Raw genomic sequence first — 15,505 nt, 5'->3', positions numbered from 1 at the left:
CAATTCGCGACGAACGGTGACGGACTGAGTGCGTTATGTGATGTGCTGGGACCGGCTCGATGCTTGCACGTGTGGGGGAGCGAGGGAGGGGAGCGGACACATGGGTGCCGACCAGATCCGACGCTGGGAGTCAGGTGCGCTCGCGCACGCGGTGAACGACCCCTTCGGACAGGGCCCCCTGCCCTGGTTCCGGGGCAGCGAGCTCTACTTCGACGACACCGGCCACGTCGTCCCCTGGTACGTGGACCCGGCCGCGGCGGTGGCGGGCGCGGCCTCCGGCACCGGCGCCGGCCGGATCCCCCGTGCCCGCGGCACCGGCGGCCCGCTCACCGCCGACGACGTGCACCGCCAGATCAAGGGCTTCGCCTCCACCGGAGCCGTCGCCCCCGGCGAGGCCATCGACTTCCACATCACCGTCGACCCGCCCCAGCAGTTCTCCGTCGACGTCTACCGGATCGGCCACTACGGCGGCGACGGCGCTTCGAAGATCACCACCAGTCCGCGGCTCTCCGGCATCGTCCAACCGGCCCCGCTCACCGCCGACCGGACCGTCTCCTGCCACCACTGGTGGCTCTCCTGGCGCCTCCAGGTGCCCTCGTACTGGAGCATCGGCGCCTACGTGGCCGTCCTCACCACCGCCGACGGCTACCGCTCCCACATCCCCTTCACGGTCCGCGACGACCACCCCGCGGACCTGCTCCTGCTGCTCCCCGACATCACCTGGCAGGCCTACAACCTCTACCCGGAGGACGGCCGCACCGGCGCCAGCCTCTACCACGCGTGGGACGACGAGGGCCGTCTCCTCGGCGAGCAGGACGCGGCCATCACCGTGTCCTTCGACCGCCCCTACGCGGGCGCGGGCCTGCCCCTGCACGTCGGCCACGCCTACGACTTCATCCGCTGGGCCGAGCGCTACGGCTACGACCTCGCCTACGCCGACACCCGCGACCTGCACGCCGGCCGCGTCGACCCCAGCCGCTACCGCGGCCTGGTCTTCCCCGGCCACGACGAGTACTGGTCGGGTCCCATGCGCCGCACGGTCGAGCGCGCCCGCGACAACGGCACCTCGCTCGTCTTCCTCTCCGCCAACACCATGTACTGGCAGGTCGAGCTCGGCCCCTCCCCCTCCGGGATCGACGACCGGCTCCTCACCTGCCGAAAACGCCGCGGTCCCGGCCGCCCCAGCCTCTGGCGCGAAGTGGACCGCCCCGAGCAGCAGTTGCTGGGCATCCAGTACGCGGGCCGGGTCCCCGAGCCCGCACCCCTGATCGTGCGCAACGCCTCGCACTGGCTCTGGGACTCCACCGGAGCCGGCGAGAACGACGAGCTGCCCGGCCTGGTCGCGGGCGAGGCCGACCGCTACTTCCCGCGCACCCAGCTCCCCGTGCACCAGGACCGGATCCTGCTCGCGCACTCCCCGTACCTCGACACCGAGGGCCATCGCCGCCACCAGGAGACCTCCCTGTACCGGGCCCCCAGCGGCGCGCTGGTCTTCGCCTCCGGCACCTTCGCCTGGTCCCCCGCCCTGGACCGCCCCGGGCACGTCGACGAGCGCGTGCAGCGGGCCACCGCCAACCTCCTCGACCGCATCTGCAAGAGGGACTGACCAGTTGGGGGGTCTCCTGCGGATCGGGCCGGGCCCGCGACGTCCGGGGCCGCTCCCTGATCCGGCCCGATCCGCAAGACACCTCCCGAGCCGGACACCCCCTGGCCGGCGAGCGGGTCCCGGTACGCGAGAATGGACCCGCGCTCGTACAGAACCACAGGGAGACCCCGTGTCCGGATTCGTCGAAAAACCTGAGCCGGCGCAGGTGCCCGGCCTCGTCCACCTCCACACCGGGAAGGTGCGAGACCTCTACCGCGACGAGGACGGCCGTCTCGTCATGGTCGCCAGCGACCGCATGTCCGCCTTCGACTGGGTCCTGCCGACCGAGATCCCGGACAAGGGGCGCGTGCTCACCCAGCTGTCCCTGTGGTGGTTCGACCAGCTCGCGGACCTCGTCCCGAACCACGTCATCTCCACCGAGCTGCCCGCCGGAGCCCCCGAGGACTGGGCCGGCCGCACCCTGATCTGCAAGAACCTCGACATGGTCCCCGTCGAGTGCGTGGCCCGCGGCTATCTCACCGGCTCCGGCCTCGCCGAGTACGTGCAGACCCGCACGGTCTGCGGTCTCGGCCTCCCCGAGGGCCTCGTGGACGGCTCCGAGCTGCCCGGCCCCATTTTCACCCCGGCCGCCAAGGCCGAGGTCGGCGAGCACGACGAGAACGTCTCGTACGAGGAGGTCGCGCGCACCACCGGTGCCGAGACGGCCGCGCTGCTGCGCCAGACCACCCTGGCCGTATACGGCCGCGCCCGCGACATCGCCCGCGAGCGCGGGATCATCCTGGCCGACACCAAGTTCGAGTTCGGCTTCGACGCGGACGGCACGCTCATCGCCGCCGACGAGGTGCTGACCCCGGACTCCTCCCGCTTCTGGCCCGCGGACCAGTGGGAGCCGGGTCGCTCGCAGCCCTCGTTCGACAAGCAGTACGTCCGCGACTGGCTGGCCTCCCCGGCCTCCGGCTGGGACCCGAAGGGCGAACTCCCGCCGCCGGCCCTCCCGACGCAGGTCGTCGCGCAGACGCGCGCCAAGTACATCGAGGCGTACGAGCGCCTGACCGGCCTGACCTGGTCCTGAACGACGAAGAAGGCCCCGATCACCGATCGGGGCCTTCTTCGTTCTGAGCGGACAACGCGACTCGAACGCGCGACATCCACCTTGGCAAGGTGGTGCTCTACCAACTGAGCTATGTCCGCACTGCGCCGTAGCGCGAGAGCAACTATACCCAACCTCGGCGCCGAGCGAGACGCACTGCCGTGTGTCGGTTCTCCGCGCCCAGTTTCGTCGCCGCCGAGGACAGGTAGTTCCGCACCGTCCCCTGGGACAGCGAGGCCCGCTCCGCGATCTCCGCGATCGGCGCCCCGTCCGCCGCGAGCTCCAGCACCTCCGCCTCGCGGGCGGTCAGCGGGGAGTCCCCCGCGCTGATCGCGTCGGCCGCCAACTCCGGGTCCACGTAACGTCCTCCGGTGTGCACGGTACGGATCAGCTCCGCCAGCCGCTGCGCCGAAACGGTCTTCGGCGTGAAGGCCCGGACCCCCGCCGCCAAGGCCCGCTTCAGGTGCCCCGGACGACCGTGACTGGTCACGATCATGACTTTGCAGTCGGGCAGTTCGGCCCGCAGGGTTGTGGCGACGCTCACACCGTCCGCCCCCGGCATCTGCAGGTCGAGCACCGCCACGTCCGGCCGGTGCGCCCGCGCCATGGCGAGCGCCTCGGGCCCCGAGGCCGCCTCGGCGACGACCAGCAGGTCGTCCTCCAGCGAGAGCAGCGCCGCGAGCGCGCCCCGGATCAGGTGCTCGTCGTCGGCGAGCAGTACGCGTACGGGGCTCATGCCCACGCCTCCAGTCGTTCGGTTCGCGATCCGGGTATCTCGGCGTGAAGCCGGAACCGGCCGCCGTCCACGGGCCCGGCCCGCAGGGTCCCGTCCAGGGCGGCGAGCCGCTCGCGCAGCCCGGCCAGTCCCGATCCGGGCGGTCCGGCGGGGACCTCGGGGGCCCCGTCGTTCTCCACGACCAAGGTCACGGAGCCCTCCTCGGAGGCGGTGAGCCGGATCACGCAGCTCTGCGCGTCCCCGTGCCGCAGTACGTTCGTCGTCGCCTCCCGCACCACCCAGCCGAGCGCGGACTGCACCTCGGCCGGCAGCGGGGGGCCGGCCTCGAAGTCGACCCGGCAGTCCATCCCGGCGGCGGTCAGCACCCCGCGGGCGCCCTCCAGTTCCACAGCGAGGTCAGCCTCCCGGTAGCCGCGCACGACGTCCCGGACCTCGCGCTGCGATTCCCGGGCGATCCGCTGGACCTCGATCATCTGGTCCACGGCCTCGGGCCGTTCACGCCGGGCCAGCTGCACCGCGAGCTCGCTCTTGAGGGCGATCACCGCCAGGTTGCGGCCCATCACGTCGTGCAGGTCCCGCCCGAAGCGCAGCCGCTCCTCGGCCACCGCGAGCTGTGCCTGGACCTCCCGGGCGCGGTCGAGTTCATGGACCGTGCGCAGCAGCCATCCGGAGAACCCGCAGGTGAAGGCGAGGAAGGCGCAGCACACCAGGACCACGACGAAGTACCCGATGACCTCTTCCAGCGGCAGGCCCAGTGCGGCGACGACCACCGTGGTCCCGGAGGCCGCGAGCGGGGGAACGTACTTCATGTGCCGGACCTTCTCCATGCAGAGGACGAGGGATCCGCAGCCGAAGCAGCTCACCCCCACCACCAGTCCCGGCGCGGCGGACTCGTCGAGCGCGCCGAACCGGCGCAGGCACAGGAAGAGCAGGACGGCTGCGGTGGTGAGGGCCGTCACCAGGGCCGCGAGCCCGACCGGCCTCTCGCGCCGGCCGGTGACGAAGTCCAGGGCCCGGGAGGAGAGGAAGCCGACGATGACGGAGTGCGCGCAGACCACCAGGAAGGCCATGAGCCCCAGGGGTCGGGGCGTGTGGTTGTTCTGGCCCGCGAAGGCGGCCAGTCCGAAGGACAGGATCTCCAGGAGCACGAAGAAGTGGAAGGACCAGCGCGTGTAGAGCTCGACCTTCGCCGCACTGCCGCGGTTCTTCCACCACCCGGTCAGCTTCGACACGTTCCCGTCCCCCGATCAGCCTCGGCGCCGCGGTTCCCGGCGGAACCACCGCTGGACAGCAAACACGGTGATCACGGTCCAGGCCAGCGCCCCCAGCCCGGGCCCCCACCGGGTCCGTGCCCTCCGCGCCGCCGCTCCAACCGGCCCTCACCAGGGCCATCACCCCGCTCGGCGGCAGGAGTTCGCACACGGAGGCCGGCAGGTCCGGCAGCGTGTCCACCGGTACGAAGAGCCCCGAGCCGGCGGACGGACCTCGGCCCGCGCCACGGAGAAGGAGACGCCCCGTACGGCCTCGAAGCCCCCGGCGTAGCCGCGGCGGCGCAGGCCCTCCGCCCGGATCACTGTGTCGGTGGTCATGGATCAAGCCTCGCGGCGCCCGCACGGAGCCGGTAGTGCGCGCTGTCACGGCCCGGCATGACATTTGTCAGGACGGCCGCCCCGAGAAGCGGCGGAAATACGAAGAAGGCCCCGATCGCAATGATCGGGGCCTTCTTCATACAGAGCGGACGACGCGACTCGAACGCGCGACATCCACCTTGGCAAGGTGGTGCTCTACCAACTGAGCTACGTCCGCAAGCAGTGCACTGCCGGGGCAGTACGTGCATCACTCTACCCGATCCACCGAGGTGGTCGGAAAGCGATACAGAGCGGGTGACAGGGATCGCACACTGCGCCTTCCCTCTGGAAGAGGGATGTTCTGCTACTGAACTACACCCGCACGACCTTCGGGGTCTTGCCTTTCGGCCTGGCCCCTCGGCGTGATCCAGACTCTAGCCGATCCATGGGGGTGGATGGCAAATCGGCCCTCAGTGCGCGGCGTTGTAGGCCTCGTAGATCTTCTTCGGGATGCGGCCGCGCGGCGGGACCTCGAACTGGTTGGCGCGGGCCCAGGCCCGGACGACCGCGGGGTCGGGGGCGATGGACGTGTGCTTGAACACCTTCCCCGAGCGGGACTGACGGCGGCCGGCGGCCACGAAGGGGGCCAGGCTCTTCCGCAGTTTCTTTGCGTTCGCCACATTGAGGTCGATCTCGTAGGACTTTCCGTCCAGAGCGAACACGACCGTCTCCGCCGCTTCTCCGCCATCGATGTCATCGGAGAGCGTGACCACTACGCGCTGCGCCACGGATATCGGTCCCTTCGGTGCGACGTGCCACGCGCTGACGTGCGGCGATGTCGCCTGTGTGGATGTTTCGGGGCAATGCGTCTTTGAACAGGAATCCTGGCTGATTCCTTTGTACCGCGATTCCCATTGCATTGCGAAGCCCAGTTAATTCTCTCCGCGTGTCCCGCCGCAATGCCGGGCGCGTGTTTTTCCGGCGGATTTTGCGAAGCGTTGGTGAAGCCGAAACGGGTCGGTGATCATGCCCTCTCGATATCTACCCGCGTAGAAATTTTGGCCGGGTACGCTGAGGGAACCGCCTTGCACCAACCACCTCATCGGGAGTGCCAGTGGCACGCGTCGTAGTCGACGTCATGCTCAAGCCGGAGATCCTCGACCCCCAGGGCCAGGCGGTGCAGCGTGCACTGCCGCGCCTGGGCTTCGCGGGGATCGCCGACGTCCGCCAGGGGAAGCGTTTCGAACTGGAGGTGGAGGGACCGGTCGACCAGGCCGCCCTCGACCGCATCCACAAGATGGCCGAAACGTTCCTCGCCAACACCGTCATCGAAGACTTCACCGTGAAGGTCGAGGCCTGACGGTGACCACTCGCATCGGTGTCGTCACGTTCCCCGGAACGCTCGACGACCGTGACTCGCTGCGCGCCGTCCGCCTCGCGGGGGCCGAGCCGGTCTCGCTCTGGCACCGCGACAAAGACCTGCACCAGGTCGACGCGGTCGTCCTCGCGGGCGGCTTCTCCTACGGGGACTACCTGCGCGCCGGGGCCATCTCCCGCTTCTCGCCGGTGATGGAGACCATCATCGAGCAGGCCAAGGGCGGCATGCCCGTCCTCGGCATCTGCAACGGCTTCCAGGTCCTCACCGAGGCCCACCTGCTGCCGGGGGCGATGCTCCGCAACAACCACCTGCACTTCATCTGCCGCGACCAGAAACTGCGGGTGGAGAACGCGGAGACCGCGTGGACCGGCGACTACACCGCCGGCCAGGAGATCTCCGTACCGCTCAAGAACATGGACGGCCGTTACGTCGCCGACGAGCGCACGCTCGACGAACTGGAGGCCGAAGGCCGAGTGGCCTTCCGCTACCTGGACGTGAACCCCAACGGTTCGCTGCGCGACATCGCCGGCATCACCAACGCCGCGGGCAACGTCGTCGGCCTCATGCCCCACCCCGAGCACGCGGTCGAGCCGCTGATCGGGACGGGCCGCACCGACGGCCTCCCGTTCTTCACCTCGGTCCTGAAGAAGCTGGTCAGCGCATGAGCCTCGACACCGTCAAGAACGCCACCGAGACCCCGGACGCCTCCCAGCCCTGGAAGGAGCTCGGCCTCAAGGAGGACGAGTACGCCCGGATCCGCGAGATCCTCGGCCGCCGGCCCACCGGCGCCGAGCTGGCCATGTACTCGGTCATGTGGTCCGAGCACTGCTCGTACAAGAGCAGCAAGGTCCACCTGCGCCAGTTCGGCGAGAAGACCCCCGAGAACGACGCCATGCTCGTCGGCATCGGTGAGAACGCCGGCGTCGTCGACGTCGGCCAGGGGTACGCGGTCACCTTCAAGGTCGAGTCGCACAACCACCCCTCGTACATCGAGCCCTACCAGGGCGCGGCCACCGGCATCGGCGGCATCGTCCGCGACATCCTCGCGATGGGCGCCCGCCCGGTCGCGGTCGTGGACCCGCTGCGCTTCGGCGCCGCCGACCACCCCGACACCAAGCGCGTCCTGCCGGGCGTCGTCGCGGGCATCGGCGGCTACGGCAACTGCCTGGGCCTGCCCAACATCGGTGGCGAGGTCGTCTTCGACGAGTGCTACCAGGGCAACCCGCTGGTCAACGCCGGCTGCATCGGCGTGATGAAGCACGAGGACATCCACCTCGCCAAGGCCTCCGGTCCTGGCAACAAGGTCATCCTCTACGGCGCCCGCACGGGCGGCGACGGCATCGGCGGCGTCTCGGTCCTCGCGTCCGAGACCTTCGACGACACCAAGCCCACCAAGCGCCCCGCCGTCCAGGTCGGCGACCCCTTCCAGGAGAAGCTCCTCATCGAGTGCACCCTGGAGATTTTCAAGGAGAAGCTGGTCGCGGGCATCCAGGACCTCGGCGGCGCCGGGCTCTCCTGCGCGACCTCCGAGCTGGCCTCCGCCGGTTCCGGCGGCATGCGGGTCGAGCTGGACACCGTCCCGCTGCGCGACGCGACGCTCTCGCCCGAGGAAATCCTCATGAGCGAGTCGCAGGAGCGCATGTGCGCGATCGTCGAGCCGCAGCACGTCGAGCGCTTCATGGAGATCTGCGAGAAGTGGGACGTCATCGCCACCGTCATCGGTGAGGTGACCGAGGGCGAGCGCCTGGAGATCTTCTGGCACGGCGAGCAGATCGTGGACGTGCCCCCGGGCACCGTCGCCCACGAGGGCCCGGTCTACAACCGCCCGTACGCCCGTCCCTCCTGGCAGGACGCCCTCCAGGCCGACGACGCGGGCCTGCTGCCCCGCCCGCAGACCTCCGAGGAGCTGCGCGCGCAGGTCCTGGCCCTGGTCTCCTCCCCGAACCAGGCCTCGAAGTCGTGGGTCACCGACCAGTACGACCGCTTCGTGCAGGGCAACACCGTCCTGTCGCAGCCCGAGGACGCGGGCATGGTCCGCATCGACGAGGAGTCCAACCTCGGCGTCGCCATGGCCACCGACGGCAACGGCCGCTACGCCAAGCTCGACCCGTACACGGGCGCGCAGCTGGCGCTGGCCGAGTCGTACCGCAACGTGGCCGCGACCGGCGCCAAGCCGCTGGCCATCTCCGACTGCCTGAACTTCGGTTCCCCCGAGGACCCGGACGTCATGTGGCAGTTCGCGGAGGCCACCCGCGGCCTCGCCGACGGCTGCCTGGAGCTGGGCACCCCGGTGACCGGCGGCAACGTCTCGCTCTACAACCAGACCGGTGACGTCGCGATCCACCCGACCCCGGTCGTGGCGGTCCTCGGCGTGATCGACGACGTCAACCGCCGTACGCCGATGGCGTTCTCGGAGGCCGGCCAGCTGCTGTACCTGCTGGGCGACACGGCCGAGGAGTTCGGCGGCTCGGCCTGGTCGCAGGTCGTCCACGACCACCTGGGCGGCATGCCGCCGAAGGTGGACCTGGGCCGCGAGAAGCTGCTCGGCGAGATCCTGATCTCAGCCTCCCGCGACGGCATGATCGACGCCGCGCACGACCTGTCGGACGGCGGCGTGATCCAGGCGCTCACCGAGTCCTGCCTCAAGGGCGGCAACGGTGCGCGCGTGGTGGTCCCGGAGGGCCTGGACGCGTTCACCTTCCTGTTCTCCGAGTCCGCGGGCCGCGCCATCGTGTCGGTCCCGCGCAGCGAGGAGCTCCGCTTCACCGACATGTGCGGTGCGCGGGGTCTGACGGCCACCCGCATCGGCGTGGTGGACGGCGAGGAGATCGAGGTCCAGGGCGAGTTCACCCTCCCGCTGGCCGAGCTCCGCGAGGCCCACGAGGCGACGATCCCGGCCCTGCTGGCCTGATCCCCGCTCCGCCCGTCGACGGGCCCCCGGCCGGATTCCCTCCGGCCGGGGGCCCGTCGCGTTGTTGGCCTCGGCGCGATCGGTCGGAGCCGTACGAACGGGGGGTCGGGGATGTTCGAACCACTGGGGCCGTCACGCGGGGGCCCGCTCCCGGACCGCGGTCGCCGGCGCAACGCGTTCAACGCCGCGGTGCTGTTCGTCGGCATCGGCGACGTCGCCTTCGGCGGCTGGGCGCTGCTCGACGCGTACGGGACCCACCAGGACCGCGAGGCCTCCCGGGCGCTGATCACCACGGCGTGCGCCGGGCTCGTGGACCCGCATGCGGTCATGGAGTTGGACGGTGGCGCCGACCGGGTGGTGCTCGGCGGCAGGGACGCCGGCACCGTCGACTTCGAGACGATCCCGGACGGCTGCGCGCTGAGCCGGGTGGTGGAACGGGACGGCAAGGACCGCACGTACAGCCAGTTCACGCTCTCCCTGAAGGGACTTCCACAGGCACGCGACCTGCACCTCACCGACGACGCCTGGCGCACCGGCCCGTTCCGGACCCACCGCTCGCGGGACGACGCGGCCGCGCGGACCGAGGAGCCGGACCGGATGCCGCTGGGGGACGGGGCCCTCGGTGACTACGGGCCCGACGACGTCACCGTCGTGGCCCGCTGCGAGCAGCCCGCGAAGTCCGGCACGACCTCGCTGATCGTGACGGCGCGGTCTCCGAGCACCGCGCACGAGGCCGGGGACCGCCCGGTCCTGGCCCGTATCGCCCGCCGGGCCGCGGAGGGGGCCGGAGGGCTGTCTGCCGGCGATGAGCCGGGAGGGCACCGAGCGGGTGCTCCGCCTGCTCACCACGGAGGAACGGGAGGAGGTCATCGGCAGCCTGAGGTACTCCCCCTGGTGGCTGCGGACCCGTGCGTACTTCGGGGACGACGCGGCGGCCGTCGCCGTCCCCGGCCTGCACACCCCCGATCCGGTGATCCCCGGGAAGGCCGGACGCGTGGGGGAGGTGCTCCACGGCTCGATGACCTGCCAGGGGCGCACGGCCACCGTCACCGCCGCCGTCCCCTTCCGCTTCAAGTCCGTGCTCGGGCCCCGTCTCGGCGCGCTGTTCACGGCGTACGCACAGGACGTGGCCGCGCGGCGCGGCTGCACGGACCTCGTGCTTCCCCCCTCCGAGTAGGGTCGGAGGATGCCGCCCGCCAGGAAGAAGCAGCGCACCTACGACCCCGCGAAGATCCGCGCGGCCGTGACCGCCCAGTTCGGGCACGTCGCCGCAGCCGTGGACGAGTTGGGCCCCGAGCAGCTGGCGCTGCCCAGCGGGCTCGGGGAGTGGTCCGTGGCCGAACTCTGCGCCCACGTCGCGTGGATCGCCGACTCGCTGGCCGCCGGCCTCTCCCGGCCGCCGGCGGCCGTTCCCGAGCTGACCGTCTCCGAATGGCCCTTCGCCACCGCCTCCCTCGCCGGGAAGATCTCCGAGGCGGCCCGGGAGACCCTCACCGGTGCCCCGCTCCCCGAGCTCTACGAACGGGCGGGCGCCCGGCTGGCGGAGCAGCTGGCGGCCAACCCGGGCAGCCGGGTGTTGGAGCTGTGGATCGGCGACATGACCCTCGCCGACTTCCTGGTCACCCGGACCGTCGAGCTGGTGGTCCACACCGACGACCTGAACCGGGCCACCGGGCTGGACGTCCCGATCGACCGGCAGGCCCTCGCCGCCTGCACCCGGCTGCTCGCCGACGCCCTCGCGCTCAAGGCGCCGGGCGGCTCGGTCGAGGTACGGGTGCCGCCGTTCGCGGTGGTCCAGTGCATCGAGGGGCCCCGCCACACCCGCGGCACCCCGCCGAACGTGGTCGAGACCGACCCGCTGACCTGGCTCCGGCTCGCGACGGGCCGTACGGGATGGGCCGAGGCCCTGGACGCCGCGCGGGTCCGCGCGAGCGGCGAGCGGGCGGATCTCTCGGCGCTGCTGCCGCTCATGAGCTGACCCGTGGAACCGGCTGCGGGCCCGCCCCGTCCCAGGGGCATGCGTAGATACCGGTACGTCCACGCCACGGCGGCCCTCGCGGCCCTCGCACTCGCCCTGACCGGCTGCGGCCGGGCCGAGGAGGGCCGCGCCGCCCCGCTCCCCGAGGTCGTGGGGTCCTGGTCGGTCGAGTCCCTGACCAGCGGGGGCCGGACCGTGCACGGGCCCGAGTCCGCCCGGGTGGACATCGGGCACGACAAGGCCACGGGCAGCTACGGCTGCAACGGTTTCACGGCTCAGGTCGTGCTCGACGGGACCTCCTCCATGACCGTCACCCCCGGCGCCACGACCCTGATGAGCTGCGCGGACCAGGACTTCGAGACGCAGTTCGCCAAACTCTTCAAGGGCCGCCTGACCATCGACCGCGGCCCCGACCGGCTCACCCTGAAGACCGCGGACGGGAGCACCATCGCCATGACCCCGAAGCCCCCGGCGGTGGACGCCCCGCTCGCGGCCACCCAGTGGACCGTCGACGCCACGGTCAACGGCGCCACGGTGACCTCGCTGCCCCCGGAGGCGGCGGGCAAGGCCGTCTTCACGATCACCGACGGCACCGCGGCCGGCAGCCTCGGCTGCAACCGCTTCAGTGCCAAGGCCACCGTCGAGGGATCCACCCTCACGTTCGGACCGCTCACCTCCACCCGGATGGCCTGCGAGGGCCAGGTGGGTGCGGTGGAGCGGGCGCTGACCGACCTGTTCGGCAGCGGCCCGCTCACCTGGCGGATCCAGGAGCGCACCCTCACCCTCGTCGCCCCCGACGGCAACGGCCTCACGGCGAGGGCGGCCTCCGCCGCGGAGTGACGGCGCCGGGCGCGGGTCCCCCGGTCCCGCGCCCGGTTCCCCCGGTCCCGCGCCCCCAGGTCAGCCCGGGTAGGGCAGCAGGCCCGCGTCCGTCTTCTCCCAGGCGGCCTTCAGCTCCGCCAGCCGGGCCGGCTCCACGGCGGCCTTGTCGGCCTGCTCCCGGATGTCCCCGGCGAGGTTGAACAGCTGGTCGCGGCCGGACTTGCCGCGGTAGTACTTCCAGTCGCCGCGGCGCAGCGCCCGCTCCCCGCGCACCCGCCAGAACAGGTTCCGCTCGGCTACCTCCTCGCCGCGCAGCAGGTATCCGGCCAGGCTGACCCCGTCCAGCGGGTACGCCCGGTTCGGCCGGGTCCCGGCCAGCTCCAGCAGGGTCGCCGTCCAGTCCGGGCTGAAGACCGGGACGTGGCTGACCTGGCCGCCGTCCAGGCGCGCGGGCCAGCGCACGATGTTCGGCACCCGGATCCCGCCCTCCTGCAGCGAGGCCTTGTTGCCGGAGAGCGGCCAGTTGTAGGAGAAGCGCTCGCCGCCGTTGTCGCTGGAGAAGACCACGATGGTGTCGCGGGCCTGCCCCGAGCGGTCGAGGGCGCGCAGCACCTCGCCGATGGAGCGGTCCAGGTCCTCGACCATCTCCTTGTACTTCTCGACCGAGCCGCCGTCCTGGTGCCACAGCGCGCGCCCGTCGCCCGCCTTGATCCGCCGGACGATCTCGGCGCTCTGCTCGGTGTCCCCGTCGGCGATCCACGGCCAGTGCGGGGTGGTGAAGTTGAGGTTCAGCAGCCACGGCTTGCCGCCGTGGTCGCGGGAGACGTACTCGCTCGCCCGCTCGGTGATGATCCGCGTGTAGTAGCGCAGGTCCTTGTACTCGGCGTCGCCCTCGTAGAGGTCGTACTCGCCGCCCAGACCCAGCTTGGAGTAGTACTCCAGCGCCCCGCCGAAGTTGCCGAAGAACTCGTCCCAGCCGGACTTGGTGGGGCTGTAGTCGGGCAGGTAGCCCGCGTGCCACTTGCCGATCAGCGCGGTGGCGTAGCCGGATTCCTTCAGCAGCGAGGCCAGCGTCGGATGCGTCGGCTCCAGGCCCGCCGACTTGTCGGCGATCGGCTCGGCCAGCCCGCCCTTGGTGCGGCCCGGGTAGCGGCCGGTGTACAGGCTGAACCGGGTGGGGGAGCAGGTCGCGGAGCCGGAGTAGGCGTCGGTGAAGCGGACGCCCTGGCGGGCGAGGCGGTCCAGGTTCGGGGTCTTGATGTGCGGTGACCCGTACGAGGACAGGTCGGCCCAGCCGAGGTCGTCCCCGAGGATGAACAGGACGTTGGGGCGCTTCGACTGCCGCCCGCGCGCGGCCCGGAACTCCCGCTCCCGGTCGCCGGCGTCCTGGGCCGCGGCGGAGGCCGGAGCCGCCCCGAGGCCCACGGCGGCGGTGGCCGCGGTCACTCCGACGGCGCCGCCGAAGGCGCGGCGGGACAGGCTGGATTCATACGAAGACACAGGTACTCCAAGGCGCGGCCCGCCGGCCCGCCCCGGGCGGGCGCGGGACGGCGCGCGGCACGGCGGGGCAGGGCTGGGCGGGACGGAAATGTGAAAGGGGGAGAAAGAGTTGTGGCTACGCAGAACAGCGACAGATGGCGCTCGCGACACGGACCAGGTCTACGTGGCGGCGCTCGACGAGGGTGACGGAACGGTCACCGAGAGGCTGCATGGGTCGAGAGCCTGTACGAATGCGCTTGTAGATGTCAACAAGGGCATCCGGATGCCGAGACGCCACCCAAAGCGAAGTGTCCGGTCACCCTCTGTGCTGTGACATTTCCCGGCCGTCGCGAATTCGGACCAGTGGTCGATCTCGCCTACACTCGGTGTCGTGCCTCGTGGTGATGGACGACTCAACCACGACCTGCTCCCCGGCGAAAAGGGCCCCCAGGACGCTTGCGGCGTCTTCGGTGTCTGGGCTCCGGGTGAAGAGGTCGCCAAGCTCACCTACTTCGGACTGTATGCATTGCAGCACCGCGGACAAGAGTCCGCGGGAATCGCTGTGAGCAACGGTTCCCAGATCCTCGTCTTCAAGGACATGGGACTTGTTTCCCAGGTCTTCGACGAAACCTCCCTCGGTTCGCTCCAAGGTCATATCGCGGTCGGTCACGCCCGCTACTCGACCACCGGCGCCTCCGTCTGGGAGAACGCTCAGCCCACTTTCCGGGCGACCGCCCACGGCTCCATTGCCCTGGGTCACAACGGCAACTTGGTGAACACCGCCGAGCTCGCCGAGATGGTCGCCGACCTCCCGCGTCAGGACGGCCGTGCCACCCAGGTGGCCGCCACCAATGACACCGACCTCGTGACCGCCCTCCTCGCCGGCCAGACCGACGAGGAGGGCAAGCCCCTGACCATCGAGGAGTCGGCCGCCAAGGTCCTGCCTCAGGTCAAGGGCGCCTTCTCGCTCGTCTTCATGGACGAGGGGACCCTCTACACCGCCCGTGACCCGCAGGGCATCCGCCCGCTGGTCCTCGGCCGCCTGGAGCGCGGCTGGGTGGTCGCGAGTGAGACCGCCGCCCTCGACATCTGCGGCGCCAGCTTCGTCCGCGAGGTCGAGCCGGGCGAGCTCATCGCGATCGACGAGAACGGTCTGCGCACCTCCCGATTCGCGGAAGCGAAGCCCAAGGGCTGTGTGTTCGAGTACGTCTACCTGGCGCGCCCGGACACCGACATCGCCGGCCGGAACGTGTACCTCTCGCGTGTCGAGATGGGCCGCCGCCTGGCCAAGGAAGCCCCGGTCGAAGCCGACCTGGTCATAGCGACGCCGGAGTCGGGTACGCCCGCCGCCGTCGGGTACGCCGAGGCCAGCGGGATCCCGTACGGCTCCGGCCTGGTCAAGAACGCCTACGTGGGCCGGACCTTCATCCAGCCCTCGCAGACGATCCGCCAGCTCGGCATCCGCCTCAAGCTCAACCCCCTCAAGGAAGTCATCCGGGGCAAGCGCCTGGTGGTCGTCGACGACTCGATCGTCCGCGGCAACACCCAGCGCGCCCTCGTGAAGATGCTCCGCGAGGCCGGCGCGGCCGAGGTCCACATCCGGATCTCCTCGCCGCCGGTGAAGTGGCCGTGCTTCTTCGGCATCGACTTCGCCACCCGGGCCGAGCTGATCGCCAACGGCATGACGGTCGACGAGATCGCCACGTCGCTCGGCGCTGACTCGCTCTCCTACATCTCGCTCGACGCGATGATCGAGGCGACGACCATCCAGAAGCCCAACCTCTGCCGTGCCTGCTTCGACGGCGAGTACCCGATGGAGCTGCCCGACCCGCAGCTCCTGGGCAAGCAGCTGCTGGAGAACGAGCTGGCCGGCGGCACGGACGCCGCCGACGCGCTCCGTCGCCCGTAGGTCCGTGGGCCGGCCCTCACCGGGCCGG

Annotated in this window: 14 protein-coding genes, 3 tRNA genes and 2 pseudogenes; 9 read left to right on the top strand and 10 right to left on the bottom strand. The window is 71.1% G+C overall.

Going from position 1 to position 15,505, the window contains the following annotated elements:
• The first annotated feature begins 100 nt into the window (after positions 1-100).
• Positions 101-1,606, top strand: a complete 1,506-nt coding sequence (locus ACFYZL_RS28260) for a N,N-dimethylformamidase beta subunit family domain-containing protein (RefSeq protein WP_388682779.1) — start codon at positions 101-103, stop codon at positions 1,604-1,606.
• 169 nt (positions 1,607-1,775) lie between these two features.
• Positions 1,776-2,678 carry a phosphoribosylaminoimidazolesuccinocarboxamide synthase gene (locus ACFYZL_RS28255; RefSeq protein ID WP_384750216.1) on the top strand — a complete coding sequence of 301 codons (903 nt, stop codon included), beginning with the start codon at positions 1,776-1,778 and terminating at the stop codon, positions 2,676-2,678.
• A gap of 46 nt (positions 2,679-2,724) precedes the next feature.
• Here the strand turns inward: ACFYZL_RS28255 and ACFYZL_RS28250 are convergent.
• The 8 genes and pseudogenes from ACFYZL_RS28250 to ACFYZL_RS28215 form a co-directional block, all read right to left on the bottom strand.
• A tRNA-Gly gene (locus tag ACFYZL_RS28250) sits at positions 2,725-2,797 on the bottom strand.
• Positions 2,798-2,820: 23 nt separating this feature from the next.
• Positions 2,821-3,432, bottom strand: coding sequence for a response regulator (locus tag ACFYZL_RS28245; RefSeq protein WP_384585258.1), 612 nt, complete (start codon positions 3,430-3,432; stop codon positions 2,821-2,823).
• Positions 3,429-4,664, bottom strand: a complete 1,236-nt coding sequence (locus ACFYZL_RS28240; RefSeq protein WP_384750220.1) for a sensor histidine kinase — start codon at positions 4,662-4,664, stop codon at positions 3,429-3,431. The genes ACFYZL_RS28245 and ACFYZL_RS28240 overlap by 4 nt, the downstream gene beginning before the upstream one ends.
• A 15-nt stretch (positions 4,665-4,679) precedes the next feature.
• A pseudogene (locus ACFYZL_RS28235) lies at positions 4,680-4,905 on the bottom strand (ABC transporter permease); the annotation flags it as partial.
• 8 nt (positions 4,906-4,913) lie between these two features.
• Positions 4,914-5,021 (bottom strand): annotated as a pseudogene (locus ACFYZL_RS28230) (ABC transporter ATP-binding protein); the annotation flags it as partial.
• Positions 5,022-5,165: 144 nt separating this feature from the next.
• Positions 5,166-5,238, bottom strand: a tRNA-Gly gene (locus ACFYZL_RS28225).
• 72 nt (positions 5,239-5,310) lie between these two features.
• Positions 5,311-5,382, bottom strand: a tRNA-Gly gene (locus ACFYZL_RS28220).
• An 88-nt stretch (positions 5,383-5,470) separates the two neighbouring features.
• Positions 5,471-5,788 carry an Lsr2 family protein gene (locus ACFYZL_RS28215; RefSeq protein WP_376657975.1) on the bottom strand — a complete coding sequence of 106 codons (318 nt, stop codon included), beginning with the start codon at positions 5,786-5,788 and terminating at the stop codon, positions 5,471-5,473.
• Between the two features lie 326 nt (positions 5,789-6,114).
• Between ACFYZL_RS28215 and purS the strand changes: the two genes are divergently transcribed.
• The 6 genes from purS to ACFYZL_RS28185 all read left to right on the top strand — a co-directional run bounded on the left by purS (position 6,115) and on the right by ACFYZL_RS28185 (position 12,107).
• Positions 6,115-6,360 carry a phosphoribosylformylglycinamidine synthase subunit PurS gene (purS, locus tag ACFYZL_RS28210; protein ID WP_365172338.1) on the top strand — a complete coding sequence of 82 codons (246 nt, stop codon included), beginning with the start codon at positions 6,115-6,117 and terminating at the stop codon, positions 6,358-6,360.
• Positions 6,361-6,362: 2 nt separating this feature from the next.
• Positions 6,363-7,043 carry a phosphoribosylformylglycinamidine synthase subunit PurQ gene (gene purQ, locus ACFYZL_RS28205; RefSeq protein ID WP_384585275.1) on the top strand — a complete coding sequence of 227 codons (681 nt, stop codon included), beginning with the start codon at positions 6,363-6,365 and terminating at the stop codon, positions 7,041-7,043.
• Positions 7,040-9,289 (top strand): phosphoribosylformylglycinamidine synthase subunit PurL, encoded by a 2,250-nt coding sequence (gene purL / locus ACFYZL_RS28200; RefSeq protein ID WP_388682774.1) that lies wholly within the window; start codon positions 7,040-7,042, stop codon positions 9,287-9,289. Before purQ ends, purL begins: the two co-directional genes overlap by 4 nt.
• Positions 9,290-10,094: 805 nt before the next feature.
• Positions 10,095-10,466: a hypothetical protein gene (locus tag ACFYZL_RS28195; RefSeq protein ID WP_388682771.1), complete on the top strand. Its 372-nt coding sequence runs from the start codon at positions 10,095-10,097 to the stop codon at positions 10,464-10,466.
• 9 nt (positions 10,467-10,475) lie between these two features.
• Positions 10,476-11,267, top strand: a complete 792-nt coding sequence (locus ACFYZL_RS28190) for a sterol carrier family protein (protein WP_384750231.1) — start codon at positions 10,476-10,478, stop codon at positions 11,265-11,267.
• A gap of 39 nt (positions 11,268-11,306) precedes the next feature.
• Positions 11,307-12,107, top strand: coding sequence for an META domain-containing protein (locus ACFYZL_RS28185; protein ID WP_388682769.1), 801 nt, complete (start codon positions 11,307-11,309; stop codon positions 12,105-12,107).
• Positions 12,108-12,167: 60 nt separating this feature from the next.
• Here the strand turns inward: ACFYZL_RS28185 and ACFYZL_RS28180 are convergent, their stop codons facing one another.
• Together ACFYZL_RS28180 and ACFYZL_RS28175 are read right to left on the bottom strand one after the other, a co-directional pair.
• On the bottom strand, positions 12,168-13,589 hold the full coding sequence (locus ACFYZL_RS28180) for a sulfatase-like hydrolase/transferase (RefSeq protein ID WP_384750237.1): 1,422 nt from the start codon (positions 13,587-13,589) through the stop codon (positions 12,168-12,170).
• Positions 13,590-13,704: 115 nt separating this feature from the next.
• Entirely contained in the window at positions 13,705-13,800 is a 96-nt protein-coding gene (locus ACFYZL_RS28175; protein WP_350325720.1) for a putative leader peptide, read from the bottom strand.
• 159 nt (positions 13,801-13,959) lie between these two features.
• On the opposite strand from ACFYZL_RS28175, the gene purF reads away from it, so the two are divergent.
• A complete protein-coding gene (gene purF, locus ACFYZL_RS28170) occupies positions 13,960-15,477 on the top strand; it encodes an amidophosphoribosyltransferase (protein ID WP_388682766.1) in 1,518 nt (505 codons plus the stop codon).
• Positions 15,478-15,505: the final 28 nt, after the last annotated feature.

The sequence above is a fragment of the Streptomyces sp. NPDC001717 genome (genome assembly GCF_042892775.1).
In the GTDB taxonomy this organism is placed as follows: domain Bacteria; phylum Actinomycetota; class Actinomycetes; order Streptomycetales; family Streptomycetaceae; genus Streptomyces.
The sequence above is the reverse complement of the archived record's forward strand: the minus strand, read 5'-3'. Positions and strand labels throughout refer to the sequence as shown.

What these genes read in the sequence shown, in the direction of transcription:
- purL (WP_388682774.1), top strand. Translation starts at nt 7,040, where the DNA reads ATGAGCCTCGACACCGTCAAGAACGCCACCGAGACCCCGGACGCCTCC.
- ACFYZL_RS28260 (WP_388682779.1), top strand. Translation starts at nt 101, where the DNA reads ATGGGTGCCGACCAGATCCGACGCTGGGAGTCAGGTGCGCTCGCGCAC.
- ACFYZL_RS28190 (WP_384750231.1), top strand. Translation starts at nt 10,476, where the DNA reads ATGCCGCCCGCCAGGAAGAAGCAGCGCACCTACGACCCCGCGAAGATC.
- ACFYZL_RS28195 (WP_388682771.1), top strand. Translation starts at nt 10,095, where the DNA reads ATGAGCCGGGAGGGCACCGAGCGGGTGCTCCGCCTGCTCACCACGGAG.
- ACFYZL_RS28175 (WP_350325720.1), bottom strand. Translation starts at nt 13,800, where the DNA reads ATGCAGCCTCTCGGTGACCGTTCCGTCACCCTCGTCGAGCGCCGCCAC.
- ACFYZL_RS28185 (WP_388682769.1), top strand. Translation starts at nt 11,307, where the DNA reads ATGCGTAGATACCGGTACGTCCACGCCACGGCGGCCCTCGCGGCCCTC.
- ACFYZL_RS28245 (WP_384585258.1), bottom strand. Translation starts at nt 3,432, where the DNA reads ATGAGCCCCGTACGCGTACTGCTCGCCGACGACGAGCACCTGATCCGG.